Here is a 25,572-nt window from a genome sequence, read left to right as displayed (position 1 = left end):
TCTTTCTACGTTTAGATGATGACTGTTCACATTCGGTATGCCAATGATCGTTAAAGCATTTTCAAAAACCATCAAAGGTCAGATTGCCCTATCTATCGTAACCATATTCGCCCTCTTCCTATTGTGGGTGTTTGCTAATGGATACTTTAGTGCGCAACAAAGCAATCTGAATACGATCCGCCATAATCTGGCTAAAGCGCATACCTCGCTGCTGCAATTACGGCGTCACGAAAAGGACTTCCTTGCCAGAAAGGACGAAAAATACGTCAAACGTTTTGACGACGAAATTGTGGTGCTGTCGCAAACCCTGAATACCATCTATCTGCTCAGTAATCAGGGGAAAATTAATGTCCGCGACGATCTAAAAAACACACTCAGTTCGGTCACTCAGTATCAGGATCGTTTTGATGCTCTCGCTGTTACCTTCTTACACATTTATTCCCCTTCTGACGGCATACTCGATAAGTTGTTGCTCAACCTCGCTAAACTGCGTCAGGAACTGCCTAACGACTCTCAAACTGTTGAGCGAGTGATTGCTGAAACCGAACATCTGGTTCTGGAGATGGGAGCAAATCAGACCTTCTTGCTGGAGGTAGAAAACAAACTTCTGAAAAGTTTGTATCGCAAAGATATTTCCGAGAAGAAAAGCATCATAGATAATTTGGTCGCACTGAAATCGGGCTTAAACCCTGACAAAGACACATATGCCATGGTGCTACTGGATCAATCTTCGGAGCAAGTACATGACTTACTTTTCAGCCTTCGAGTGCTTGGTTTAAGTGAGACTCTGGGGCAGCATGGAGCATTGCGCGAAACCGCCCATCAGATCGAAGCCAATTTTTTGAAACTGAGCAAGCATATCGATACCGTTCTTTTAAAGTCTGAAGATACCATCAGTACTTACCAGTTAATCTTGTTCGTTATCATGTTGGTCGCGACAGCATTTTCACTTTTGATATTGGTAATGAATGCCACGAAAATTGAGAAGAAACTGAAAGTCTCGGTGCGCGACGCCGAAAAGGCCAACCGGGCCAAGAGTTCCTTCCTCGCCAATATGTCTCATGAAATCCGTACGCCGCTGAATGGCATTATTGGCATGGCAGAAATCTTAAAAGGCACACGTTTATCAGCCATGCAGAAGGATTATCTGAAAACCATAGATTCCTCTTCTCAAACCCTGTTAATGCTGATTAACGATGTGCTGGATTTATCGAAAATCGAGTCCGGCAAGCTGCAAATCTCCCCTCATACCTCTAATGTAAGAGAAGTGATTTATGACACCGCTGCACTTATTGCACCTAAAGCGCATCAGTCTGGCATTCAGTTAAACGTAGACGTCTCAACCGCAATTCCAGAACACGTAAAAGTCGATGAACACAAGCTGCGTCAGGTCATGATGAATCTGGCGTCCAACGCCATTAAATTCACCAAAGAAGGGTCGGTTTCCTTAATTCTATCAAGCCGAACTTTTGAGCCAGATTCAATCAGCTTGCTTTTCCGGGTGATCGATACCGGAATCGGCATCGATGTTGCCAAGCAACAGAAGATTTTCCAGGCATTTGAGCAAGAGCACAGTGACACCTCCAAGGAATTCGGAGGCACCGGGCTCGGTCTTGCCATTAGTGACAAAATAGTCGAACTGATGGGAGGAAAACTGGAGCTGATTTCTGCCAAAGGAAAAGGCAGTGAATTTAAATTTGAGATTACCTGCCCCATTGAACAAGGGCATCAGGTTCCAATTGGGAATCTTCCGTCGGTGTTGCTCGTCAATATTGCTTCTGACTCACCTATCTGCGATGAACTGGATCATTTCTCCGTCAATTATCTGCCTTACGATATGGACAACAGCGATCAGGAAGTGCCTCATAATTGCGTTGCCGTATGTGCTCAGACGACATCAGAAGAGACCAGCGCGACCTTGTCTCAACTGAGGCTTTCCCACTCAGATTTGCCGCTTGTTGTGGTACGCGACAATCATCAGGAACATTTGAACTTTGAACATTTGGTGGATGGTTATCTGACCGCTCCTTTATTTGGTTTGCGATTGCTTACGGTATTAAAAGAAAGCCAGACTCAGCACGTACCCGATGCCACCAATGAACCCGATTTCAACGAGTCACGCAGCTCTGCCACCAGCCAGATTCTGTTGGTTGAAGACAATGCCGTAAACCAGAAGGTCGCCGAGATTAATTTGGAAAGAATGGGGCTTAGAGTGTTCATTGCCAACAATGGACAGGAAGCGGTAGACGCGTATCAGGCAGACCCTAAAGGCTATGCCGCTGTGCTAATGGACTGCATGATGCCTGTCAAAGATGGTTTTGAGGCAACGGCTGAAATTCGGGCTTACGAAAACAGTAATCAGCTATCCCCAATTCCAATCATTGCGCTTACTGCAAGTGTGCTGGAAGACGATATTCAAAAATGTTTTGATGTGGGTATGGACGACTACTTACCTAAACCTTTCACCAAAGCTGTGTTCATCGCCAAGATGGAGAAATACGTCGAGGGTGTACAGGAAAGCACGGAGTCGTAGCCGACTCCGCTGAATTTCGAAACTATAAGTTTTTCAAAGACGCCGGAACAATCACCTTATGCGCCGGCGTGACAAAGAACATGTAAGCGCGTCCCAGCATGTTGTACACGTGTACTGTGGTTGTAGCATATACCTTGGTGTACCCACCTTTGTCTTCTAAAAACAGTGACACTTTCACATTCAGGTGTTTATCGTCATCTTCCATGATCACTTCACGATCCGAAATGCTATGAAGAGAGAATATTCCGACCATGTCGCCTGCCTGATATTCACTCGCGGTCTTGTTCGGCAATACATCGGTCAGTCTTCCCAAGTTCTTTAATCCAAACAGACCCACAATTCGATTTCGAGCGTCCATCAATTGGTTGACCCATGAAGGAGTGGTACTCACCAATCTTAAATACACCTCCATGGCAGACTCTCCACGGTTCTCAATCAACGTAGTGAACGTATCGCGAAAGTAGGACTCAGAAGTAAACTGATGAATACGGGCATCTGATTGGAATGTCATAAACTTCTCCAAGACTCAATGTTTCGAATTAGCCTACTCCAACAAGCCTTAATGTGTTGTTAGAAAAGTCATGCAGAGGAAAGAGGAATAAACAAGGCAGTATTAAACGACAAAACCCCGGCAACTCATTGAGTTATCGGGGTTTTGTTTGAATAAATGGCACGCCCTGCAGGATTCGAACCTGCGACCACATGCTTAGAAGGCACGTGCTCTATCCAACTGAGCTAAGGGCGCGCTACAGGGACAGGATTATACGAGATGCTTGGTTAAGGTCAACGAATTTATCTAACATTATGATTCGAATGACCAAAAAAAAGTCGGAATGGGGAAAAAGACACCGAAACCTCCTTTAGCAATCGTTTGCTTAATGGATATTGTCATATTTTTTTGCGACAATACGCCAAAAATTCAGCCCCCAAAACTCAAGGAATAACATGTCTGCTCAAAATATTGATGGCAAACTCATTTCTCAAACTGTTCGATCAGAAGTTGCAGCGCGTGTAAAAGCACGTACTGATGCAGGGCTACGCGCGCCAGGTCTTGCTGTGGTTCTGGTTGGTGAAGATCCAGCTTCTCAAGTCTATGTAGGCAGTAAGCGCAAAGCGTGTGAAGAAGTAGGTTTCGTTTCTAAGTCTTTCGATCTACCAGCAAATACAACAGAAGAAGAATTGCTGGCTTTGGTCGACGAGCTCAACAAAGACGGTGAAATTGACGGTATTCTGGTTCAGCTACCGCTGCCAGCAGGTATCGACAGCACTAAAGTTTTAGAACGCATCACGCCTGAAAAAGACGTTGATGGTTTCCACCCTTACAACGTTGGTCGTCTGAGTCAGCGTATTCCTAAACTGCGCTCATGTACGCCAAAAGGCATCATCACCCTGCTTGAACGCTACAACATTGAGCTTCGTGGTAAACATGCTGTTGTTGTTGGTGCTTCCAACATTGTTGGGCGCCCGATGACACTTGAATTGCTGCTGGCAGGTTGCACGACAACAACTTGTCACCGCTTTACGAAAGATTTAGAAAGCCACGTACGCCAGGCGGATGTGGTTGTCGTAGCGGTTGGTAAGCCTAACTTCGTTCCAGGCGCATGGATTAAGAAAGGTGCAATTGTGGTTGATGTCGGTATTAACCGTCTTGATTCCGGAAAGCTGGTCGGTGACGTGGAATACGACGTAGCAAAAGAAAACGCAAGCTTTATCACTCCGGTACCAGGTGGTGTAGGTCCTATGACCGTTGCAAGTCTGATTGAAAATACGATGCTTGCCTGCGAGCAATACAACAGCTAATCACTCATCTGAATATTGCAATAATGCTCTACCCCTTTAGGGGTAGAGCATTATTTTTTAAGCAGAAATCCCCTCTCCTACCCACATACCTTGTTACTAATAACCTCATTTTCTCTGGTATTTTTTTCACACTTTCCAAAGCTTGCTTTTGCACAACTTTTCCTCAAAATATCGAAAGAATTAGAAAATAAAATATGCAGGATGCATTTTGAAATCTTTTGTTATTTTACCGCAGAAACCCGAATTGCGTGATGCTACGTACATCAGGCGATGTACTGTAGAAAGGTACACAGACCATAAGCTTGAGAGTTCTGATGAGCTGTGGTTTGAAATCGAAAATAAAGTGAACCAACTCGATGACTCCGATTGTGACTCCTATGTTCTAGCTGTCATTATGGATGCAATGCAGGAGCAGCGGGAAGTTCACGTAAAGGGTGAGGTTTCGCGCACCTTACTTGGAAACATTGAGGAATTTCAGTCAGCCTGGAACAAGTGGCTGCCAGAGCTTTACCACATCGTTGATATTAAAGTTGATGTGGTCAATAGCGATCCGGTACTGCCACGTAACCAAGCTATCTGTGCGTTTTCTGGTGGTGTCGACGCGACCTTTTCCGTTTGGCGTCATCATAAAAAACTTGCGGGTTACCGCTCTCAAAACATCAGGCTATCTGCCTTGGTGCATGGTTTCGATATCCCTCTGAATGATAACGAAGCATTTGAAAACGCATTCAAGCGCTCTGAGTCTACGTTGAGCGATGTCGATATTCCTCTGGTCGCCATCAAGACTAACTATCGACTCTGGTCAAAAGTGAACTGGGAACATGCATTTTCTACAGCTCTTGTCGCTACACTCAGTAACATGAAAAGAGAAGCTGACATATGCATTGTTGGCAGCAGCGAACCCTACGACAGCTTAGTCATTCCTTGGGGATCGTCTCCAATTACTGACCACTTGCTAAGTTCCAGTAGTTTCGCAGTTATTCATGATGGAGCCAGCCACAGCAGAACAGAAAAAGTGGATGAAATAGCAAATTGGCAGAAAGGAATCGACAACTTACGAGTATGTTGGCAAGGCGATCTTAAAGACCGAAATTGTGGTGTTTGTGAAAAGTGTTTGAGAACCAAGCTCAACTTTTTAGCGACAGGCAATGGCATTCCTAAAAGCCTGCCGGGCTCCGATATTCACAAAGCGCTGCGTGGGATCGTTCTGAAAAACGATGCTGTAAAAGAAGAATGGAAACAAGTTTTAGAGCACGCAAAGAAAAATGACATCAACCAGTCTTGGGTTTCCGAAATTCCCGCCATTCTAAAACGCACAGATAAAACCCTCGCTCAAAGAGTTTTCCCTGAAGGAAGTAAAAGAAAAGCGGTTGCGAAATCTTTCATAAGAAGGCTGAAAGGTCAGCCTCAGTAGCCATATCTAAACTAAAGAACTAGAAAGCTAAAAAATAAAAAGGCTGAACTCTATGGAGGGGTTCAGCCTTTATTGTTAATGCAGAACTGCAAATCAATAAACAATCTTATCTGCTAAGTGACTCACCGCAATACCGAAGTAGTATGAGCGATTCCACTTCATCAACACTTGATAGTTGTTGTAGATAAGGTAGGCACGTCCATCTTCGTCGTCTGGCATGATTAGCCACGCATCAATGTCCTCTTTTGGCTGAGGCAACGGCTTCCCGTTGATGCGTGTCAGCCCTAGTTTGCGCCATTCAGCCAGAGTTTTGGCTTTGTCTTTCTGACGCCCCTCTAGCTTCATATCAAATCCGGCTGGCACAGTAACCTGGCGACCCCAGGTGTACTTATCGTCCCACCCAGACTGACTTAAATAGTTCGCCGTAGAGGCAAAAACATCAGACTTGGTGTTCCAGATGTCTTTCTTGCCATCATTGTTGCCGTCGGCGGCATAAGCAATGAACGAGCTAGGCATAAACTGACACTGCCCCATCGCCCCTGCCCATGAACCTTTCATCTTGTGCGCCTGAATGTGCCCTTCATCAAGAATGGTTAAAGCTGCCATGGTCTCTTTACGAAAAAATGCTTCGCGGCGACCGTCATAAGCCAGCGTGCTCAATGCATCGATAACCCCATAACCGCCTGTCAGCTTGCCAAAGTTACTTTCCACCCCCCATAGGGCAACAATAAACCTTGGCTGCACACCGTATTCATCACCGATGCGTTTCAGCTCAGTGTAGTGCTTGTTATAAAGTGCCTTGGCTTGCTTTACCTTCCAGTTTGGGACTGCACGTGGAATGTACTCATCCAGAGTCAGTCTTTTTTCTGGCTGATTCCTGTCTGCTTTCACCGCGCGCGGCTTATAGCTGACGTTTTTAAATGCACTATCAATGGTTGCCTGGGAAATCCCTTTTTCCAAGGCTTCGCTTTTCAGCCCTTCGATGTAATCTTCAAAACTGGCGGTTTGGGCGAATGCCGCCTGGCTAAGCCCTAAACCCAAAAGCGCTACGAGTAATTTTTTCAAGCCTTTCTCCCTGAGCGGCCAATGTCTTATTTTTGCTTGGCCTTTTGCTCTTTGTATTTTTCTAATAGATTTTCTGGCGGTGGTGGCAGTTGAAGGAAAAAGCCTTCGCTTTCCAAAGATTCTTTCACTTTCTCAATATCCACCTGAGCCAGTTGGCGACCATCTAGCTTAATCACCATCACAAAGATGGGTTTACCAAACATATCCTTCAGCGGCTGAGGCACTTCAGAAAAGTCGTCCTTTTTTGGAACGTACAGGTATGCCCCTTCTTTTTTAGGGCTTTTGTAGATAGAACACAACATATGGGACCTATTTTTGCGTATTTTTCTTCGCTAAAAAGTGAAGTTTTCGTAAAGTTTGAGAGATTTTGAACGTAAAGCGTCTATTTGACAATAAGTTGCTTGATGAGGAATGTGTAGAAATATAACATGCTAGCATTTTAGGGTCCGACCATAACCCAAATTGTTTGAAATTTAACCATGACAACAAACACAGATCTCAAAGGCAGCAGTTTTACCTTATCTGTTCTTCACCTTTCTGGTACAGATGTAAGTGAAAGTGTGCGCTTCCTGCACGACAAAGTCGAACAAGCCCCTGCTTTTTTTCAACATGCACCGGTAGTGCTTAACGTTGAACAAATGTCTGGTGATATTGATTTCCAACATTTGAAATCGGGCGTTATGTCGACGGGAATGATCCCGGTTGGTGTAACGGGCTGCAAAGACAAACGTTCGCAATCTTTGGCAAAGGAAGCAGGCTTCGCCGTAATGTCTTCAAGCAAGACAACCACAGCTCCCGCTCAGATGGCACCCACAAAAGTCATTCGAACCCCTATTCGTTCAGGACAACAGGTTTACGCCAAAGACGGCGACTTGGTGATTCTGAACCATGTAAGTGCAGGGGCAGAAGTGATTGCAGACGGCAGTATTCACATTCATGGCACATTGCGTGGGCGTGCGATTGCCGGAGCAAGCGGACAGAAAGAAGCGAAGATCATTTGTCACGATTTACAGGCAGAGCTGATTTCCATCGCTGGAAACTATTGGCTTAGCGACCAAATTGACAGTGCGTATTGGCAGAAAAAGATCATGTTAACCATGCATGAAGACCAACTGACAATCGATACCCTCACGATTTAAAAAGGATAATTTGATGGCACGCATCATTGTTGTTACATCAGGTAAAGGTGGCGTAGGTAAAACCACCTCAAGTGCAGCGATTGCTTCCGGGCTCGCGCTAAAAGGCAAAAAAACCGCGGTAATCGATTTTGATATTGGTTTGCGTAACCTCGATTTAATCATGGGTTGTGAGCGCCGCGTCGTCTACGATTTTGTTAACGTGATTAATGGCGAAGCCACGCTGAACCAAGCGCTGATCAAAGACAAACGTACAGAAAACCTATTCATTCTTCCGGCTTCGCAAACCCGTGATAAAGATGCACTGACTCGTGATGGCGTACAGCGTGTATTGAATGAAATGGATGAGATGGGTTTCGACTTCATCATCTGTGACTCGCCAGCAGGCATCGAGCAAGGTGCATTGATGGCACTATACTTTGCAGATGAAGCCATTGTGACCACTAACCCTGAAGTTTCATCGGTTCGTGACTCCGACAGAATCCTGGGCATTCTGGATTCGAAGAGCCGCCGTGCAGAAGAAGGCTTGGAGCCAGTAAAACAGCACCTGCTACTGACTCGCTACAACCCGGCACGTGTTACACAGGGTGAAATGCTGAGTGTGGAAGATGTAGAAGAAATTCTGCACATTTCATTGTTAGGTGTGATTCCAGAAAGCCAGGCAGTACTAAACGCATCGAATAAAGGTGTGCCAGTGATTTTTGATGAAGAGTCGGACGCAGGGCTTGCTTACGATGATGCTGTAGAACGCTTACTGGGTAACGAAAAAGAATTTCGTTTCCTGACTGAGCAGAAAAAAGGCATCTTTAAACGACTATTCGGGGGCTAATTATGTCTTTACTGGAGTTTTTCCGACCACAAAAGAAAACATCCGCTAACGTCGCGAAAGAACGCTTGCAAATCATTGTGGCGGAACGTCGTAAAGAAGGTTCCGCTGCGCCGACCTATCTTCCACAATTGAAAGAAGATATTTTGAAGGTCATCAGTAAATACGTCGATATCGATCCAGAAATGGTCAATGTTTCTCTGGAGCAAAATGACGATGACCTGTCGGTACTGGAGCTTAACGTTAAGCTGCCAGACGAAGATAAGTAGTCTACTAGGGTCTGTTGACAATAATGTTTTACAAAAAAACAGCGGCATTTGCCGCTGTTTTCTTATCAAATTCAACTCATTCAAACGCTAGCTTGGCTTAACGAAAAGATGTTCAAAGCTTTCGTTGTCTTCTAGCCAGGTTTCGAATTCTTCACCTTTCAGAGGTGGTGAAACATAGTAGCCCTGAACCAGATCACAGCCATTGCTCATTACGAACTCCAGCTCCTGAAAGGTCTCTACTCCTTCAGCCACGGTCGAGATTTCTAACTTCTTCGCCAATGAGAGACTGGTTTCAATAATGGCCTTACTTACCTTGCTGCTTTCAGCGCCATGAACAAAGGAGCGATCTAATTTTAGCTCTGTGAATGGCACGCGTTGCAGCTGTTCCATAGTGGAAAAGCCCGTCCCGAAATCGTCTATCGAAAGACCAAACCCCTTGAGACGAAAACGCGTCAGAATATCCAGACTGGTCGTGGCATCTTTGCTTAACAAAGATTCCGTAATCTCGATGACGACATGATGTGCCGGAACATTGTGTTCAGTGACCAGTTCTTTTACCTGTCTAGGGATCTCTAGATTGGATAAACAGTAGTGAGAGAAATTCACAGACAGCATCAAATCCCAGCCCCTCTTTTTCCATCGGGCAAGATCTGAAATTCCCTGTTTGAAAATCATTTCAGTCAGATGATTAATCAACCCAAGCTTTTCTGCGATGGGGATAAACACGTTTGGCGGGATAGTGCCTCTTTCTGGGTGGTGCCAGCGAGCCAATGCTTCTACACCCACAACCTTTCGCGTTTGAATGCAAAGCTGAGGCTGGTAATAAGGCACGATGTGACCTTTTACAATGGCTTGTCTTAGTTCTGCTCCAATCGCGGTCAGGTTGACTCGATACCCTTCTCCGTTGCCAATCAAGCCAGATGAACTGAACATTTTTCTCAGCTCTTCGGTATTGATCGGTTTAGAAAGCGCACCTAAGACCGGAATTCCGCGTTCCTGAGCAATCTTGACCGCCGTTTGCAAAATACGGTCGTCTTCACCACTGATAAGAATCAAAGAAGCACTATGGTTCAGTGCTTCCATATGACGAATCAGCTCTACCCCATCTAACGAAGGCATATTGAGATCAGAGATCACCACGTTCACTGGGTTTAACTGGCACGCAATCGCCTCTGCACCTTCTACAGAATTGGTGGTCAGCGTAACTTGTACAATGCCCATCGCAGCGAGGGCTCTTTCGAGCATATTCAAAATGAATGGATCGTCGTCGATCACCAGAACGTGAAGATGCTCAAAGGGTTGCTCAGTCATTACTACTTACCCGCCTCCGGAAATGTCCTTTAACTCTATATTGATATTTAACTTACTTTATCATACAAATTATGTTACAAAAACTTACATTTTGTAATTTTGGTGAACGATTATGAGTTACTTCCTCGCCAAGTGGCAGATGATATCTGGTAAGATCACTATTGCTATGTTGGCAATTGCCGCTATTGTTGTCACTAAAGCGATAGTAAGTTTTCAGCTTTATTCTCAAGTTCAGGAAAATAATGCAACAATTAGCAGCGAAAACATTCCTGGAGAGCTTGCAGCGGTAAAAATGCAAGATGCACTGGGCGATATGAATGCCGATATGCTGCACTATATTCTTGGTGATGCATCACGAGAAGAAACCTTCGAACAACACCGTACTCAGTTCTTCCATCACCTTGATAGAATTGAAAAATCCAACGCCATTGATATCAATACCTCCCAGGAATTAGGCAGCCTTTTCTTCCAGTTTGAAAACCGCGTTAAGCTGGATATTTTCGCTTTTTACAATCCTAATGATGAAACCTGGGCAAAATCGCAGGCTCATTCTCTGGTTAATACCACAGGTCAATCACTCCTTTCCCTTGCCGAGAAAGTACAAACTCTTGAGTCTACAGCTCACACTGCAAACCTTTCTTTGCAAAGTGATGAGCTGTTTGAGTTGATCAATGACCTGAATCAGATGCTCACTGTATATGTGATTGGCTCGCAGGGAGTGAAAGAAGATTTCTCTGCCACCGTCCAGCGGGCAGAGTTTTTGCTGACGTGGCTAAAGTATCTACTTAATGAGCCATCGTCCCACGAACTGATCGAACAGCTTCGTGCCGAGCTGCGTGTGATGAGAAATGGTGGCTTTGAAATATTCAGCCGCTACGACAACAACGATAAACAAGGCGTTTTGCAGGCAGTCGAGGAAATCAGTGGTCGGGAATACAAACAACTGGCTGACACCATAAGCCTGCTTTCGACTCGACTGGACAGTCAGATGACCGAACGCCTGGCCATTCTGGATAACCTGACCAACAACTACAACTACTTCCTGTTCGGGTCCATTTTCGCCGTTTTGGTCTTCTGTTCGGTGGTCATTCTGTACATCTATCGTTCACTCAGCCTGCCGCTTTTGAAAATTAACATGCAAATGAAAAGCCTGATCAAAGGCGATACCAGCATTAAAGTGCCCTATCGTTACCGCAGCGATGAAATTGGTGAAATGGCGAGAATGCTGGAAGCATTCAGACAGAATCAGATAGAACGCAACCAGTACCAGCAAGAAGTGATCATCGCCCGAGACAATGCAGAATCTGCAACCAAAGCTAAAGCCAATTTCCTTGCGACAATGAGCCATGAGATCCGCACTCCAATGAACGGTATCATTGGCATGATTGATTTGCTGAATACCACACGCGTCAATCGCGAGCAGCAACGCATGTTGAAAACCGTGCGCGAGTCCTCTTTCTCCCTGCTCAATATCATCAATGACATTCTGGACTTCTCTAAGATTGAAGCAGGGAAATTGGACGTAGAACAAACGGCTCTCCCACTTCGTGAAACACTAGAGAACGTCGTATCCACTCTGTCGCCCAGTGCGGAAAATGCAGGGATTATCTTCCAGCTTTACATTGCCCCTGAACTTCCAGAAGAGGTACAGGGAGACCCTGTTCGATTACGCCAAATTCTGTTTAACATCATCGGAAATGCCATTAAGTTCTCGTCCAAACTTTCCCGAAGAGGTGAGGTTTACATCGAGGTGCATCCTTATTTCATAAGCAAAGACGAAATCACGGTACAGTTCGATATACGCGATAACGGAATCGGTATCCATCAGGATCATATTGATAATCTCTTCACGCCATTTACTCAGGCGGAATCGGATACCACTCGACGGTTCGGTGGAACTGGCTTGGGCTTATCCATTTCCAAACATCTGACTGAACTAATGGGCGGTGAAATTTCTGTGCGCAGTGAAGTGGGCGAAGGAACAACCTTTAGCCTTCATCTGACATTCCCATATTCATCTCAGCCAGGAAACACTGTCAAACCTGTGCAAATCGCGGATACTCAGGTCTTTATCGACCTTTCTTCTGACTGGTTAAACAGCCATATTCCGAGTTATCTAAAATCGCTGGCGATCCCCTGGAAGAAACTCGATCGCTACCACTTCCCTAGCTTGGAACTGGATTCTCCCGTCTGCATTATCATTACCGATAACATGACAGAGCTGATAGCAATTGAGCCAGCAAATCTAAGGGATTCAATTAAGTATCTGGATTTACTTCCACAGGCTAACATCTCGTCGCAAATCACCGACCGGACTTTCTCAATATCCGCTCAGCCGTTGAAACTTTCTAATTTGAGGTACGGTATCCGCGTAGTGCTAGGGATGGAAAGTCCATTTGATATCGCCCCTGATAAACAACAGATCCAGGAAGTGGAAGCCGAGCATTCTGGCGAAAGTAAAGGTTACATCCTGGTTGCCGAAGATAACCCTGTGAATCAGGAAGTGATTAAGAAGCAACTTAAGGCGCTAGGGTACGATTGCGCACTAGCTGACGACGGATTGCAGGCGCAAGCCATCTACGAGCAGCATGAGTTCGATTTGGTGCTTACTGACTGCCATATGCCAGAGTGTGATGGCTACGAGCTCACTACTGCGTTAAGGCAGAAACAGATAGAAAAAGGTCGCCGTATTCCAATTATTGCAGTGACGGCCAACGCCATGATCGGTGAAGCGAAGAAATGCTTAACCGCAGGTATGGATGATTACCTGCCAAAACCTATTGAGCTGGAAAAGCTGAAGAAGATGCTCAGTGACTGGATCAAGGAAGAGCCTGAAGCCAATCAGAATGACGCCGCTATGATTAACCCTAGCCTTAATTTGGAGGTGGTCGATACGGTCTTTGGGGGCGACTTAAACTCATACAAACAGAGTATTCGCGATTTTATTCAGCTTAGCTTGCCTCAGTATCAGGCGATGGCAGAAATAGAAAGTGAAGAGTTTGAAATGAGTGTGGTGGCAAACATTGCCCATAAACTGAAATCATCAGCATCGACCATAGGGTTAGATTCCCTTTATCACCTCACCCAGACCATTGAGCAACATGCTAAAACAGGCGACAAAAACTCATTGCTTGAATCCATGAGTGAACTGAAAGCACTGTTGCCTAAAATTGAAGCCGTGCTGGACGAAGCTGGCGACGATTAGAATTAAGCCACAAGTTCCGAAATAAAAGGAGCAGCCAACCGGCTGCTCCTTTTTTAACTAAAACTTGATTGCGGTCTGTTGACTCTACTTGAGTGCTGTCTTATCCCAACCACTCGTAAACAAGGTCCGCTTTTTCTTGCGGTTCCAGTTCAACCTCAACAGTTTCTTCAACTGGCTCAACAAAAGATTCTGAAGTTTCAGATCCTGCGACAGGTTCATCCTGCTCTGGCAACACATCTGCTGCATTCGAATCAATGTTTTCTTCAGGAATCGTCTCTTCGGCAACTGTTTCTAGCAGTACTTCTGGCTCCGCCGTCTGAGGATCGTCAGAGGTTACCGGAGTGCTCTCCACCAAAACAGGTTCCGATTCAACTGGAACCTCCAGAGAAAACTCTCTGACCTGTTTAAAGTTATTCAACTCACGCTGGAAATCCACCATCGGTGCAAGCAGATGAACCTTAAAGGTCACTTCACTGCCTTGAATTTTCAGTACTTCAGTAGAAGCCACGGAGTTTAATGATTTGAACAAAGATTCAAGCTGGAAGAAGTCGCGTGAGCTTTTTACTTCCAAAAACTGAACAGTGACGTTTTCTGTAGAAACATCGGATACCTGTACTGCACTCTTTCCTGCAAAGTAATCACTGACCTGATCGACAACCTGCTGCAGAGATGCAGAAAACTCGCCGCGCTCCTGACCAGACATTGGAGACTGCTGAGAGCCAATCATTTGCGAAGGAGTCTGGTCAAACAAAGTCCAGCGAACCGTTGCACGCCCAGAACTTAGGTGTTGAATACGCAGCACCAGTACCGCATCCGCTGGATAACGCTGGCTGGCTTTGCTGATAGGGTCAACAAATGCACCCCATATTTCTGGAGCGGAGATTCCTGTAACATCATCAAAGTCGCCGACTGGAACGGTAACTGGCAAGCCTCGCGAATCAGAAAACTGATTCAGCAATTGGGTTACATTGGAGCCACTTTGCTCCCAGATGATCTGACGCTCATAACGATCTTCTTCCACAATCCAGACCAGAACGGAAGAACGGGATTCAGACCAATAAGGTAACCCTGCCTGAGTCAGTAGCCCCTGAATCTGTTTAGGGTTAAATGCGACTTTAAGGGTTTCCTGACCATCCAGATTCCCAAAGCTGATTTGAGAAAGATATGGGCTGGTCGACTTCATTGCCTTTTCAATAACCGGATTACTGGCTACATCTTTCTGACCTGATGCCTTTATAAGTACTTGCTCTAAACCTTGGGCTTTTGCCAGATCTTCGGCTTTTTCTTCCGCAGACAACACAACTTCTGATTGAAAAATGTCTACTTTGGTCAGCGCAAAACCAGGAAAAGCGAGCAAACTCAACAACAAACAAGCTATCCGATACATAAATACTCTGTCACAACGTGAATGAACTCCAAATGATAAGCAACTCTCGATTTAGGGGCAAGGAAACATCGCGAATACAGTGATATACCCCAGCACCCACCTTAAATTCTCTGTATATGAATAATCAGTCTATGTGACATTCTTTGATCTATTTATCGATGCAATCGATTTCGAGATGATAAAATCCCGCAAATTTTAACTTCGGAAGAGAATCATGACTCAGATCCTTCAAGGCACTCAAATGTTGTTTGTGGCATTCGGTGCACTGGTACTTGTTCCACTGCTTACGGGGTTAGACCCGAGTGTGGCACTATTTGGCGCGGGCGTCGGCACCCTTTTATTCCAGTTTATTACCCGTCGCAGCGTGCCTATTTTCCTTGCTTCGTCTTTCGCGTTTATCGCTCCTATCATGTATGGCGTTCAGACCTGGGGCGTCGCTTCCACCATGGGTGGTTTGATGTGCGCTGGTCTGGTTTACGTCTGCTTAGGTGCGCTGATTAAAGTGCGTGGTGTAGCAATCATTCACAAATTATTGCCACCTGTGGTTGTTGGTCCTGTCATCATGGTGATCGGTCTGGGGCTTGCTCCGGTTGCGGTTAATATGGCACTGGGGAAAACAGGGGATGGCGCAGTACAGCTTGTGGATGGTAATGCGGCACTGATTATTGCCTCTGCTTCACTGGCAACGACTATTGCCATTAGCGTGTTCGCCAAAGGTTTTCTCAAACTGCTTCCAATCTTTGGCGGTATTGCTGTCGGGTACGCGCTGAGCCTTGCTTACGGCATCGTCGATTTCACTCCGGTTGCTCAGGCGTCTTGGTTATCAATGCCAAACTTCACAACGCCTGAATTCAATATCAATGCCATTCTGTTTATGATTCCTGTCGCCATTGCTCCGGCCGTTGAGCACGTTGGAGACATGCTGGCGATTTCAAACGTTACGGGTAAAGATTATCTGAAAAAGCCCGGATTACATCGCACCATTGCTGGTGACGGAGTAGCCACAATGGCAGCCTCTATGGTTGGTGCGCCACCGAATACAACCTACAGTGAAGTCACAGGTGCTGTTATGCTGACTAAAGCATACAACCCTGTCATCATGACCTGGGCGGCGATTACGGCTATCGTATTGGCACTGGTGGGGAAATTGGGCGCATTGCTTCAGACCATTCCTGTACCGGTTATGGGCGGCATTATGATCCTGCTGTTTGGCTCTATTGCGACAGTGGGTCTGAACACCCTAATTAAAAATCACGTAGACCTGCACAAGTCTCGCAACCTGGTGATTGTGGCGGTGACTCTGGTGTTTGGTATTGGAGGTATGGCGTTTGGCGTGGGCGAATTCAGCCTTCAAGGCGTTAGCCTGTGCGGTATTGTCGCTATTTTGCTGAATCTGATTCTGCCAAAAGACATGGGGCAGACTCCGGCGATTGATAGCGAACAGACCAGTCAAAGCTAAAGAAACGATGTAGTTGAAGAAGCAGCAAGCGCTGCTTCTTCAGGTTAACCACCCCTTGTCCATACAGTATTTGACTAACCCAGCCGTCGTTTTAATTTCCAATTTCTTCTTAATCCGTAAACGGTGAGTTTCTACGGTGCGAACACTAATATCGAGCTGATTCGCGATGGATTTGTTACACCGCCCCTCCCCGATCTTAATTAACACGTCCTTTTCTCTTGGCGTAAGGCTGACTCTGCCTGTTTGTTTCTGACTGAATGCCTGAAAAATATGACCGGAAATGCTCTGGCTAAAGAAAGTACCGCCGCTGGCAATCACCTCAAGCGCCTTAACCAGCTCGCTCGATGAAATGTCCTTTGAAATGTAGCCACAAGCGCCAGAGCGAATTGCTGATGTGACGTATTCCTCATCTTTGTGCATGCTGAGGATCACCACTTTTGAGCGCGAGTTTTGTTCTTTTAAAGCCTCTAGCACCTCAATCCCAGACATCTTTTCCATTGATATGTCTGTAAGGAGAATATCGGGTCTCATCTTTTGCGTAAGGTGAACCGCTTCCAACCCGTTTTCTGCCTGTCCAATAATTGAAAACTGGCTTTCTTTACCGAGACATTCGGCGAGTGTGTCCTGAAATAACGTATGATCATCTGCCAGTAAAATCGAGGTCATGCTCTTCCCTTAAATCGCTGTTGCTCAGTGGGAGCATAATTCTGATTTCGGTGCCTTCTTCTGAATCGCTGTTCAATTCAAAATGCCCATCTAACAACGCGATTCTCTCGCGGATATTCTTGAGGCCAATTCCATATTCCGACGCTGAACCTTGGGTATGGGAGGGTTCAAACCCTGCGCCATCATCGGCAATCGTATAGAGTAGGTGCGATTTTTCTTCCTGAAGAACAATGTCTATTGCCTGAGCCTGTGAATACTTTTCTGCATTGCACAGCGCTTCTTGAGTGACCCGATAAAGCGAATGTTCCATGTCGCGAGTAAACAAGGATTCATCGACTTGATATTCAAACACCACCTTGATGCCCGTTCGGCTCTGGAACTCCTTGCACAGGTTATTGATCGCCACGAGCAAACCGAAATCGTCGAGTAAAGAAGGGCGAAGTGCCTTCGATATTCTTCTGACCTCGTCCATTGCAAGCTCTAGGTTTTCCCGCCCCAATTTTACCTGTTCAGCAATCGAGGCTTTTTCGCTGGCATTTTCAATATTGTCGAAGCGAAGTTTTGTCGATACCAGGATTTGATTGATGCCGTCGTGCAGCTCTCTGGACACTCGGGCGCGCTCTTCCTCCTGCATATTGATCAGCCGCTTATTTAACTCCTGAAGCTGCCTGTTTGCCCGTTCACTACGATTGATGTGTATGGCGCTTATCCACCCTGCAACCAGTACACAGATGATGAAAATAAAAATGGACAATTCCACCAGAAATGAACTGATGCCGTCTGGTTTTACAATAATCTGAGGCTCACTAGTCGGACTCTCAAATACCACACCGTGGTAGTCCAGTTCCGCTCTGGTCAGTTCAGATACCCGCTGAGAATACTCCTGAGTAAACAACGGGTCTTTTTCCGCATATACGTGAATCAATATATAAAGGATGATCAGGAGAACTGGAATCTGAGAAAGTACAATCGTCCTTCTCTTAAATCGAACTTCATCACTCGTCATACGCCGCTTCCCTACGTAGTACTGCTTACTTTCCATCCATGAAAGTACGCCATCTAAGTACGCTGTCTTACGAATTTTAAAATATTTACATATTTGTAACATGAAAACTCAGACAGAGCTTACAACATGGCACATTGTTATATTCAAGGAGTGAATAATGAAAAAGTACATCGGAAAATCAACGGTAGCGATCGCAGTGGCTACAGCACTTTTGGCGCTTCCTGCCCACGCAGATAAGGTATTGCTTAAGACACCAGTCGCTATCGGTACCCACCTTCCTGCTTTGGGTACACCGATGAAATGGGTCTCAAAACAGCTGCCTGTCGCTTCTGGTGGTTCAGTAAAAATGAAGGTCTATGAACCCGGTAAGCTGGTGGCAGCAAACGAGATTCTCGATGCCGTATCGACAGGAAAAGTGAATGCTGGATACACCACAGCGGGCTACTGGAAAGGGAAGATCCCGGCGGCTCCGCTATTTTCTGCAGTACCATTCGGACCAGAAGCCCCTGAATACATGGCCTGGCTTTATTTTGGTAACGGAAACAAGCTGTATCAGGAAATGTATGATCAGGCGGGTTACAACGTAAAAGTCCTGCCATGTGCGATTAACTCTCCTGAAACGTCCGGCTGGTTCGCCAAGCCAATCAATAAACCGGAAGATCTAAAAGGTCTCAACATGCGTTTCTTTGGTTTCGGTGCTCAAATCATGGAAAAACTTGGGGTAAGTACGGTTCAGCTTCCGGGTGGAGAGATATTTGGTGCACTCGAAAAAGGGGCAATCGATGCCACAGAGTTCTCTCAGCCAGCTGTTGACCAGCGTTTGGGCTTCCACAAGATTGTGAAATACAACTACTTCCCTGGCTGGCACCAGCAGTCGACCGTTTGGGAACTGCTTATCAACAAAGATACCTGGAACAAAATGGACGCCAATCAACAAGGTGCGGTTGAGACGGTTTGTATGGCTTCCATGACTTATTCGATGGCAGAAGGTGAATCTCTTCAATACGACGCAATGCTTAAGGCAAAAGAGAGTGGCGTCAAGCAGCTCTACTGGAGTCAGGACATGTTGGATCTGTTTGAAAATACCTGGCTAGACGTAGTTGAAGAGCAGAAGAAAGACCCATTCTTCAACAAGGTTTGGGCAGATCTAACGCAATTCCGCGCCAACTACAAAGTGTGGTCTGACAAAGCATTTTTACCAAGAACTGGTGAGTAATCCCCTTTTTGAAGTACACCCAAATCGCATGAACAGCGATTTGGGTGAGATGTATTGGTTTTTGATAAAAAGGCAATTGCAGTGAACCACACTAGAACGTCTCTGCCTGCTCGAACCTCGAACAGGATAGACAAGTTTGTAAAACATTTAAGTTATGGCATCGCCTGGGTATACGTCCTTCTGGTCATCGTCATTCTGGTTCAGGTTGTGATGAGAAAAGGGTTCTCACATGGTCTGATCGCATTGGAAGAGCTACAGTGGCATCTGTATGCTTTGGGCGTCTTATTTGGTCTGGCTTACGCTGAAACCACCAATTCACACGTTCGCGTAGACATCTTGTATCAGCACTTTAGCCCAAGAGCGAAAGCCTGGATTGAGATCATTGGCATTTCGTTGTTTCTTTTCCCTTTTGTATTCGTAGTGTTTATTCATTCACTGGATTTTGTATACGAATCGTGGCGGGTAAGCGAACGCTCTAACGCGCCATCTGGTCTGCCCTTCCGTTGGCTGATTAAATCAGCCATCCCGCTTGCTGTTGTTCTTCTCGCTTTAGCCGGTCTCTCTAAAATTCTGCGCTCTTTTGCACAGCTTCAATCAGGAGGGGCTCATGGAAATTAATGAAATACTTATCCTCGCGATGTTCGGGAGTTTTATTTTATTACTCTTTTTGGGGATTCCAGTGGCCTGGGTACTGGGCGGAATTGGGATCATCTTTGCTGGGATTGCTTATTATTCTGACATCTATCTGGACACAGTCACCGGGCTCGATTTTCAAACTCTGGGACTACTGGTTAATCGCCTCTATAAGATCATGGATAACTGGATTCTGGTCGCGCTCCCAATGTTCATATTCATGGGTAACATGCTCGACAAGTCTGGGGTTGCGGACCGTTTAATGCTTTCCATGCAGGCGATGTTTGGCAAGGTTCATGGCGGTCTTGCGATTACCGTTGTATCCATCGGCATCATCTTGGCTGCTTCTACAGGCATTATTGGCGCTTCGGTTGTTCTGCTTGCCATGATGGCGCTGCCATCTATGTTAAAACAAGGCTACAACAAACCACTGGCGCTCGGAACCATTGCCTCTGCTGGGTGTTTAGGCATTCTGATTCCGCCCTCGATCATGTTGGTGATCATGGCAGATCAACTGGGGTTGTCAGTGGGCGACCTATTTATGGCAGCGGTCTTCCCGGGTCTGGCACTTGGTTCCATGTACATCCTATACCTTCTGGCTTACGGCATGTTCAGACCGAAATCATTGCCACTGCCTGATACCGCAGAAAGAGTCTCCTTTGCGATTGTTTGGCAGGTCATCAAAGCGGTGATCCCTACCCTGCTTCTGATTGTTGCAGTACTGGGCTCTATTTTCGCGGGTATTGCAACCCCTACTGAAGCCTCCGGTGTTGGAGCAGCGGGGGCAACCCTACTGGCAATTTACTATCGCAAATTCTCTCTTGCCATTCTTAAGGAAGTCACACTAGAGAGTTACAAAACAACGGCTTACATCTTCGCCATTTTCATTGGTGCGACTTGTTTCTCTTTGGTGTTAAGGGAATTAGGAGGGGATGAATTCATAGAGAGCCTTTTTCAGCAACTGCCTTTTGGCCCCTACGGCATAGTCGCTTTCATACTTTTGATGGTGTTTCTGCTGGGCTTCTTTCTTGATTGGATCGAAATTACGTTAATCATTCTGCCCCTTCTTGCCCCAGTAGTGACAGGGTTGGATCTCAACATCGGTGAGTTCGCAGGCATTGATGATTCGACTACGGTTTGGTTCGTGATGTTAGTAGCGATGACTCTCCAGACCAGCTTTTTAACACCCCCAGTGGGATTTGCTCTGTTCTACTTAAAAGGAGTGTGTCCCCCTGAAATCAAGCTTTCTGAAATATACAAAGGCGTGGTGCCATTTATCATTCTTCAGCTAATTGCGCTTCTACTGATTCTGTTCTGGCCGAGTGTGGCTCTTTGGTTGCCTTCGGTCGCATACAACTAGGAAGAGAACAGCTTCCAGAGCTTTAACTCCGCTTGCACCCGAGTTGGTGCTCTTTGTAGGCCCCCAACTGATTCATTCAATTGGGGGTATTTTTATGCGGTTTTGGTAGGGTCTGCTGACTCTAAACTGGAAAAGGAGACGAGGTTATTTAGTACCAAAAATCTTGTCACCCGCATCACCCAAGCCTGGGACAATGTAACCTTTGTCGTTCAGCTTCTCGTCGATGGCAGCCGTGTAAAGCTCAACGTCTGGGTGTGCTTTTTTCAGTGCTTCGATACCTTCTGGCGCCGCAACCAGAACCAGAACTTTAATAGCCTTACAGCCTTTTTCTTTCAGAAGGTCGATAGTAGCGATCATCGAGCCACCCGTTGCCAGCATTGGGTCAACAACCAAGGCAATACGCTCATCGATGTTGGATGCAAGCTTGTTGAAGTATGGTACTGGCTCCAGTGTTTCCTCATCTCGGTAAATACCGACGACACTGATACGCGCACTAGGCATGTGCTCTAGTACACCGTCCATCATACCCAGACCTGCACGAAGGATTGGTACCACGGTGACCTTCTTACCTTTAATTTGATCAACTTCTACCGGACCATTCCAACCTTCAATGGTGACGCGCTCCATTTCGAAATCCGCGGTTGCTTCGTAAGTAAGCAGGCTGCCTACCTCAGTAGCGAGCTCACGAAAACGTTTAGTGCTGATGTCACCTTCTCGCATTAAACCCAGTTTGTGTTTAACTAACGGGTGTTTTACTTCAACAACTTTCATTTCCAACTCCGACAATTTTTAAATAAACCTTGGGATTATACCGAACTGGTCGGAATAGTTACAGAGCTGCATCTCTTTTCCCTCCAACCCTAATTGACCGAAAAATCAATCACTATCCAGCCTTTACAGGGCTTGATTTAAGCGACGAAAACGCGAAGAAAAAAAACTGCGCAAACGTTTTCCTTTTCTTTTCAACCCCTGTTAGAATAGCGCCGTTTTTCACATCCAACCTATGACGAGGACATCCCCGTGAGTGGTAACAACTCTTCTCTTAGTTATAAAGACGCTGGTGTAGATATTGATGCTGGTAATGCTCTGGTAGACCGAATTAAAGGTGTGGTTAAGCGCACTCGTCGCCCTGAAGTAATGGGCGGAATCGGTGGCTTTGGCGCACTTTGCGAATTGCCAACAAAATACAACGAACCAGTGCTTGTATCTGGCACAGATGGCGTGGGCACAAAGCTTCGCCTTGCATTGGATATGAAAAAACACGACACCATTGGTATCGACTTGGTTGCTATGTGTGTGAACGACCTTATCGTTCAAGGCGCTGAGCCTCTGTTCTTCCTGGACTACTACGCAACAGGTAAGCTGGACGTAGACACAGCAGCAGATGTTGTTGCTGGTATAGGTGAAGGCTGTGTGCAAGCAGGCTGTGCGTTAATTGGCGGTGAAACGGCTGAAATGCCGGGCATGTACGAAGGCGAAGATTATGATGTTGCTGGCTTCTGTGTTGGTGTCGTAGAAAAATCTGAAGTAATCGACGGTACGAAAGTTGCGGCTGGCGATGCACTGATTGCTGTCGGTTCTAGCGGTCCTCACTCAAACGGTTACTCTCTGATCCGTAAGATTCTTGAAGTTTCAAATGCCGATTTGAACGAAGAGCTGAACGGTCGCACGATCGGCGAGCAATTGCTTGAGCCAACCAAAATTTACATCAAATCAGCACTTAAGATGATTGCAGAGCATGACATCCATGCTATCTCTCACATCACAGGTGGTGGTTTCTGGGAAAACATCCCACGCGTTCTACCTGAAGGCACTAAAGCCGTTGTCGATGGCAACAGCTGGGAATGGCCGGCAATTTTCTCTTGGCTACAAGAAAAAGGTAACGTTGAAACACACGAAATGTACCGCACATTCAACTGTGGTGTTGGTCTGATTGTTGCGCTACCAAAAGACCAGGCTGATGCAGCGGTTGAGCTGTTGAAAGCCGAAGGCGAAAACGCTTGGGTTATCGGTGAAATCGCATCGGCTGAAGCTGGTGAAGAGCAAGTAGAGATTCGCTAAGCAATGAAAAACATCGTTGTCTTAATTTCCGGTAATGGCAGTAATCTTCAGGCAGTGATTGATGCCTGTGAAAACCAGAGCATTGACGGAAAAATTAGCGCGGTTTTTTCCAACAAGGCTGACGCTTACGGGCTGGAAAGAGCGGCACAGAGTGGGATTGATGCTCACTCTGTGAACCCCAAGGAATTTGAATCTCGCGAGCTGTTTGATTTGGCTTTAATGGCTGAAATCGATAAGTATCAACCGGATTTGATCATTCTCGCTGGCTACATGCGTATTTTGAGCGAAGAGTTTGTTCGCCACTACATGGGCAAGATGATTAACATCCACCCATCTCTGTTGCCGAAGTACCCTGGGTTGCATACCCACCAGCGCGCCATAGATGCGGGAGATTCTGAACACGGCACCAGCGTGCACTTTGTGACAGAAGAACTCGACGGCGGTCCTGTTATTCTTCAGGCAAAAGTGCCGGTGTTTGAGCAAGATGACGCATCAGAACTGGCGTCTCGAGTACAAACTCAGGAACATCGAATCTACCCTCTGGTAGCGCAATGGTTTATTTCCGGTCGACTGAAAATGGAATCTGGAAAAGCCGTGCTGGACGGAAACGTTCTGGGTGAATTCGGATACGCTGAAGAGTAGTTTCAGGCGAATGAAAAAAAGGTGACCAGATGGTCACCTTTTTTGTATCTTAGTCTCGGCTGTAATGGCGTTGAGGCACTATTCCAGCGGTTCAGTTGGTGCCTGACATCTTGGTTTTGCTTCGGCATACGGCACATGCTCTAACGCATCGTGATTGCCATCTATCAGCTCACCAAAATGGAAGATGTTGTACTCTCCCGGTTTCATTCGAAACCATTCTTCATTGTCTGTTAAAGGCTGTGTCGCAATCACAGTCACAATGTCATTCGGTGTGGTTTCTTGCTGGAAATCGATGGTGACATCTTCGTCAATCAGACTGGCTTCACCAAATGGCGCACGTCTGGTTATCCAATACAGATGATTGGTGCAGTACGTCATCACATATTCACCATCACTCAATAGCATGTTGAATACTCCGAGTTCTCTCAGTTCATCACAACATTCTGCTATGTATCGGAAAACGCCGACCATGTCTTGCGGCGGTTCTGGGTATCGTTCCTGTAATCGGTTAAGTAACCAGCAAAAAGACAGTTCACTGTCTGTTTCGCCCACTGGACGAGTTGACCCCGAATGCAAACCTTCATAACCAGACAGCTGACCGTTGTGCGCAAAAGTCCAGTAACGCCCCCAAAGCTCTCTGGTAAAAGGATGCGTATTTTCTAGATTCACCCCTCCCCGATTCGCTTGTCGAATGTGGCTGATTACGGCCTTACTTTTGATCGGATAATTCTGCACCAGTTCTGCAATTTTCGATCTGCAGCTGGGTTTCGGATCTTTAAACGTCCGAAACCCTTTTCCTTCGTAAAAGGTGATCCCCCAACCATCGCGGTGAGGACCTGTATTCCCGCCTCTTTGCATCAGCCCCGTGAAGCTGAAACAAATATCCGTTGGCACATTGGCGCTCATTCCGAGCAATTCGCACATAAGTCGTGGTACTCCTATTCCATCTCTTTTTCGATGAGCTGGATAACAATATGAATAATTTTGATGTGTACTTCTTGAATGCGGTCAGCGTAACCAAAATGCGGAACGCGAATTTCAATGTCCGCCAGACCAGCCATTTTTCCGCCATCTTTGCCCGTCAGAGCAATGGTTTTCATGCCTTTGGCTTTTGCCGCATCAATCGCTTTAAGAATATTGCCAGAATTTCCAGAAGTGGAGAGCCCAAACAGAACATCACCTTTCGAACCTACCGCTTCGACATAACGAGAAAACACAGACTCGTAGCCAAAATCATTACTGACACAAGAAAGGTGGCTTGGATCTGAAATCGCAATACCTGGGTAACCCGGACGGTTTTCGCGGTAGCGACCCGTTAGCTCTTCTGCAAAATGCATCGCATCACAATGGGAGCCGCCATTACCGCATGACAAAACTTTACCGCCTTGCTTAAAAGAATCGGCAATCATCTTTGCCGCTTTTTCTATCTGCTCAATATTTTCCTGGTCACTTAAAAATGCGTTCAGGACTTCGGCAGCTTCTTGCAGTTCATTTTTTATAAGGTCTTGGTACATGGTTATCTCTGAATAGTTGTTTTGCTTTCAGCCTTCCATTGTGGAGAGCCAACCTTTTTCTTATACCTG

At 46.0% G+C, this 25,572-nt stretch carries 23 protein-coding genes and 1 tRNA gene; 13 read left to right on the top strand and 11 right to left on the bottom strand.

The window, feature by feature from the left end; genetic code table 11:
• Positions 1 to 43: 43 nt before the first annotated feature.
• The gene (locus QMG91_RS05195; protein WP_281829274.1) at positions 44 to 2,533 is read left to right on the top strand and encodes a hybrid sensor histidine kinase/response regulator; all 2,490 of its coding nucleotides are present in this window, start codon (positions 44 to 46) and stop codon (positions 2,531 to 2,533) included.
• A gap of 22 nt (positions 2,534 to 2,555) precedes the next feature.
• On the opposite strand, the gene QMG91_RS05190 is transcribed toward QMG91_RS05195, so the two are convergent.
• Together QMG91_RS05190 and QMG91_RS05185 are read right to left on the bottom strand one after the other, a co-directional pair.
• On the bottom strand, positions 2,556 to 3,044 hold the full coding sequence (locus QMG91_RS05190; RefSeq protein WP_281829273.1) for a DUF2867 domain-containing protein: 489 nt from the start codon (positions 3,042 to 3,044) through the stop codon (positions 2,556 to 2,558).
• Between the two features lie 157 nt (positions 3,045 to 3,201).
• Positions 3,202 to 3,278 (bottom strand) — tRNA-Arg (locus QMG91_RS05185).
• Positions 3,279 to 3,478: 200 nt separating this feature from the next.
• On the opposite strand from QMG91_RS05185, the gene folD reads away from it, so the two are divergent.
• Entirely contained in the window at positions 3,479 to 4,333 is an 855-nt protein-coding gene (gene folD, locus QMG91_RS05180; protein ID WP_004403453.1) for a bifunctional methylenetetrahydrofolate dehydrogenase/methenyltetrahydrofolate cyclohydrolase FolD, read from the top strand.
• Positions 4,334 to 4,541: 208 nt separating this feature from the next.
• Positions 4,542 to 5,747, top strand: a complete 1,206-nt coding sequence (locus tag QMG91_RS05175; RefSeq protein WP_281829271.1) for a hypothetical protein — start codon at positions 4,542 to 4,544, stop codon at positions 5,745 to 5,747.
• 93 nt (positions 5,748 to 5,840) lie between these two features.
• Here QMG91_RS05175 and QMG91_RS05170 read toward each other — a convergent pair whose 3' ends face one another.
• Entirely contained in the window at positions 5,841 to 6,812 is a 972-nt protein-coding gene (locus QMG91_RS05170; RefSeq protein WP_281829269.1) for a lytic murein transglycosylase, read from the bottom strand.
• 26 nt (positions 6,813 to 6,838) lie between these two features.
• The gene (locus tag QMG91_RS05165) at positions 6,839 to 7,114 is read right to left on the bottom strand and encodes a YcgL domain-containing protein (protein ID WP_004403448.1); all 276 of its coding nucleotides are present in this window, start codon (positions 7,112 to 7,114) and stop codon (positions 6,839 to 6,841) included.
• 177 nt (positions 7,115 to 7,291) lie between these two features.
• On the opposite strand from QMG91_RS05165, the gene minC reads away from it, so the two are divergent.
• The 3 genes from minC to minE are packed head-to-tail and all read left to right on the top strand — an operon-like array spanning position 7,292 to position 9,043.
• Positions 7,292 to 7,951, top strand: a complete 660-nt coding sequence (minC, locus tag QMG91_RS05160) for a septum site-determining protein MinC (RefSeq protein ID WP_281829267.1) — start codon at positions 7,292 to 7,294, stop codon at positions 7,949 to 7,951.
• Positions 7,952 to 7,964: 13 nt separating this feature from the next.
• Positions 7,965 to 8,777: a septum site-determining protein MinD gene (gene minD / locus QMG91_RS05155; RefSeq protein ID WP_004403445.1), complete on the top strand. Its 813-nt coding sequence runs from the start codon at positions 7,965 to 7,967 to the stop codon at positions 8,775 to 8,777.
• A gap of 2 nt (positions 8,778 to 8,779) precedes the next feature.
• Positions 8,780 to 9,043, top strand: coding sequence for a cell division topological specificity factor MinE (minE, locus tag QMG91_RS05150; RefSeq protein WP_004403443.1), 264 nt, complete (start codon positions 8,780 to 8,782; stop codon positions 9,041 to 9,043).
• An 87-nt stretch (positions 9,044 to 9,130) separates the two neighbouring features.
• Here minE and QMG91_RS05145 read toward each other — a convergent pair whose 3' ends face one another.
• Positions 9,131 to 10,354, bottom strand: a complete 1,224-nt coding sequence (locus tag QMG91_RS05145; RefSeq protein ID WP_004403440.1) for an EAL domain-containing response regulator — start codon at positions 10,352 to 10,354, stop codon at positions 9,131 to 9,133.
• A 112-nt stretch (positions 10,355 to 10,466) separates the two neighbouring features.
• On the opposite strand from QMG91_RS05145, the gene QMG91_RS05140 reads away from it, so the two are divergent.
• On the top strand, positions 10,467 to 13,559 hold the full coding sequence (locus QMG91_RS05140; protein ID WP_281829264.1) for a hybrid sensor histidine kinase/response regulator: 3,093 nt from the start codon (positions 10,467 to 10,469) through the stop codon (positions 13,557 to 13,559).
• Between the two features lie 100 nt (positions 13,560 to 13,659).
• On the opposite strand, the gene QMG91_RS05135 is transcribed toward QMG91_RS05140, so the two are convergent.
• Positions 13,660 to 14,946, bottom strand: a complete 1,287-nt coding sequence (locus QMG91_RS05135) for a DUF2066 domain-containing protein (RefSeq protein ID WP_281829262.1) — start codon at positions 14,944 to 14,946, stop codon at positions 13,660 to 13,662.
• 214 nt (positions 14,947 to 15,160) lie between these two features.
• On the opposite strand from QMG91_RS05135, the gene QMG91_RS05130 reads away from it, so the two are divergent.
• Positions 15,161 to 16,405, top strand: coding sequence for a uracil-xanthine permease family protein (locus tag QMG91_RS05130; RefSeq protein WP_022590013.1), 1,245 nt, complete (start codon positions 15,161 to 15,163; stop codon positions 16,403 to 16,405).
• 39 nt (positions 16,406 to 16,444) lie between these two features.
• Here QMG91_RS05130 and QMG91_RS05125 read toward each other — a convergent pair whose 3' ends face one another.
• Both QMG91_RS05125 and QMG91_RS05120 read right to left on the bottom strand, forming a co-directional pair.
• Positions 16,445 to 17,071: a response regulator gene (locus QMG91_RS05125; RefSeq protein WP_004403432.1), complete on the bottom strand. Its 627-nt coding sequence runs from the start codon at positions 17,069 to 17,071 to the stop codon at positions 16,445 to 16,447.
• Entirely contained in the window at positions 17,046 to 18,077 is a 1,032-nt protein-coding gene (locus QMG91_RS05120; protein WP_004403430.1) for a sensor histidine kinase, read from the bottom strand. The genes QMG91_RS05125 and QMG91_RS05120 overlap by 26 nt, the downstream gene beginning before the upstream one ends.
• Positions 18,078 to 18,234: 157 nt before the next feature.
• Between QMG91_RS05120 and QMG91_RS05115 the strand changes: the two genes are divergently transcribed.
• The 3 genes from QMG91_RS05115 to QMG91_RS05105 all read left to right on the top strand — a co-directional run bounded on the left by QMG91_RS05115 (position 18,235) and on the right by QMG91_RS05105 (position 21,286).
• Complete coding sequence (locus tag QMG91_RS05115; protein WP_022598430.1) at positions 18,235 to 19,293, top strand: TRAP transporter substrate-binding protein; 1,059 nt, start codon at positions 18,235 to 18,237, stop codon at positions 19,291 to 19,293.
• An 81-nt stretch (positions 19,294 to 19,374) separates the two neighbouring features.
• The gene (locus QMG91_RS05110; protein ID WP_281829258.1) at positions 19,375 to 19,911 is read left to right on the top strand and encodes a TRAP transporter small permease subunit; all 537 of its coding nucleotides are present in this window, start codon (positions 19,375 to 19,377) and stop codon (positions 19,909 to 19,911) included.
• Entirely contained in the window at positions 19,901 to 21,286 is a 1,386-nt protein-coding gene (locus tag QMG91_RS05105; RefSeq protein WP_281829256.1) for a TRAP transporter large permease, read from the top strand. Before QMG91_RS05110 ends, QMG91_RS05105 begins: the two co-directional genes overlap by 11 nt.
• A 144-nt stretch (positions 21,287 to 21,430) precedes the next feature.
• Here the strand turns inward: QMG91_RS05105 and upp are convergent, their stop codons facing one another.
• Entirely contained in the window at positions 21,431 to 22,057 is a 627-nt protein-coding gene (gene upp / locus QMG91_RS05100; RefSeq protein ID WP_004403426.1) for a uracil phosphoribosyltransferase, read from the bottom strand.
• Between the two features lie 249 nt (positions 22,058 to 22,306).
• Between upp and purM the strand changes: the two genes are divergently transcribed.
• Together purM and purN are read left to right on the top strand one after the other, a co-directional pair.
• On the top strand, positions 22,307 to 23,347 hold the full coding sequence (gene purM, locus QMG91_RS05095) for a phosphoribosylformylglycinamidine cyclo-ligase (protein WP_004403425.1): 1,041 nt from the start codon (positions 22,307 to 22,309) through the stop codon (positions 23,345 to 23,347).
• Positions 23,348 to 23,350: 3 nt separating this feature from the next.
• Positions 23,351 to 23,989, top strand: coding sequence for a phosphoribosylglycinamide formyltransferase (gene purN / locus QMG91_RS05090; RefSeq protein WP_281829254.1), 639 nt, complete (start codon positions 23,351 to 23,353; stop codon positions 23,987 to 23,989).
• Between the two features lie 78 nt (positions 23,990 to 24,067).
• On the opposite strand, the gene QMG91_RS05085 is transcribed toward purN, so the two are convergent.
• Together QMG91_RS05085 and lpcA are read right to left on the bottom strand one after the other, a co-directional pair.
• A complete protein-coding gene (locus QMG91_RS05085) occupies positions 24,068 to 24,913 on the bottom strand; it encodes a class II glutamine amidotransferase (RefSeq protein ID WP_045966367.1) in 846 nt (281 codons plus the stop codon).
• A 14-nt stretch (positions 24,914 to 24,927) separates the two neighbouring features.
• Positions 24,928 to 25,503: a D-sedoheptulose 7-phosphate isomerase gene (lpcA, locus tag QMG91_RS05080; protein ID WP_022551264.1), complete on the bottom strand. Its 576-nt coding sequence runs from the start codon at positions 25,501 to 25,503 to the stop codon at positions 24,928 to 24,930.
• Positions 25,504 to 25,572 lie beyond the last annotated feature (69 nt).

It is taken from the genome of Vibrio nigripulchritudo (assembly GCF_027924785.1).
GTDB lineage: Bacteria > Pseudomonadota > Gammaproteobacteria > Enterobacterales > Vibrionaceae > Vibrio > Vibrio nigripulchritudo.
This window is presented reverse-complemented; position numbering and strand designations above follow the sequence as displayed.

Excerpts from the sequence above, each read along its gene's own strand:
- QMG91_RS05145 (WP_004403440.1), bottom strand. The coding sequence starts at position 10,354 with ATGACTGAGCAACCCTTTGAGCATCTTCACGTTCTGGTGATCGACGAC.
- QMG91_RS05195 (WP_281829274.1), top strand. The coding sequence starts at position 44 with ATGATCGTTAAAGCATTTTCAAAAACCATCAAAGGTCAGATTGCCCTA.
- QMG91_RS05140 (WP_281829264.1), top strand. The coding sequence starts at position 10,467 with ATGAGTTACTTCCTCGCCAAGTGGCAGATGATATCTGGTAAGATCACT.
- QMG91_RS05125 (WP_004403432.1), bottom strand. The coding sequence starts at position 17,071 with ATGACCTCGATTTTACTGGCAGATGATCATACGTTATTTCAGGACACA.
- folD (WP_004403453.1), top strand. The coding sequence starts at position 3,479 with ATGTCTGCTCAAAATATTGATGGCAAACTCATTTCTCAAACTGTTCGA.
- purN (WP_281829254.1), top strand. The coding sequence starts at position 23,351 with ATGAAAAACATCGTTGTCTTAATTTCCGGTAATGGCAGTAATCTTCAG.
- upp (WP_004403426.1), bottom strand. The coding sequence starts at position 22,057 with ATGAAAGTTGTTGAAGTAAAACACCCGTTAGTTAAACACAAACTGGGT.
- QMG91_RS05115 (WP_022598430.1), top strand. The coding sequence starts at position 18,235 with ATGAAAAAGTACATCGGAAAATCAACGGTAGCGATCGCAGTGGCTACA.
- QMG91_RS05120 (WP_004403430.1), bottom strand. The coding sequence starts at position 18,077 with ATGACGAGTGATGAAGTTCGATTTAAGAGAAGGACGATTGTACTTTCT.
- QMG91_RS05105 (WP_281829256.1), top strand. The coding sequence starts at position 19,901 with ATGGAAATTAATGAAATACTTATCCTCGCGATGTTCGGGAGTTTTATT.
- QMG91_RS05135 (WP_281829262.1), bottom strand. The coding sequence starts at position 14,946 with ATGTATCGGATAGCTTGTTTGTTGTTGAGTTTGCTCGCTTTTCCTGGT.
- minC (WP_281829267.1), top strand. The coding sequence starts at position 7,292 with ATGACAACAAACACAGATCTCAAAGGCAGCAGTTTTACCTTATCTGTT.
- lpcA (WP_022551264.1), bottom strand. The coding sequence starts at position 25,503 with ATGTACCAAGACCTTATAAAAAATGAACTGCAAGAAGCTGCCGAAGTC.
- minE (WP_004403443.1), top strand. The coding sequence starts at position 8,780 with ATGTCTTTACTGGAGTTTTTCCGACCACAAAAGAAAACATCCGCTAAC.
- QMG91_RS05130 (WP_022590013.1), top strand. The coding sequence starts at position 15,161 with ATGACTCAGATCCTTCAAGGCACTCAAATGTTGTTTGTGGCATTCGGT.
- QMG91_RS05085 (WP_045966367.1), bottom strand. The coding sequence starts at position 24,913 with ATGTGCGAATTGCTCGGAATGAGCGCCAATGTGCCAACGGATATTTGT.
- QMG91_RS05190 (WP_281829273.1), bottom strand. The coding sequence starts at position 3,044 with ATGACATTCCAATCAGATGCCCGTATTCATCAGTTTACTTCTGAGTCC.
- minD (WP_004403445.1), top strand. The coding sequence starts at position 7,965 with ATGGCACGCATCATTGTTGTTACATCAGGTAAAGGTGGCGTAGGTAAA.
- QMG91_RS05165 (WP_004403448.1), bottom strand. The coding sequence starts at position 7,114 with ATGTTGTGTTCTATCTACAAAAGCCCTAAAAAAGAAGGGGCATACCTG.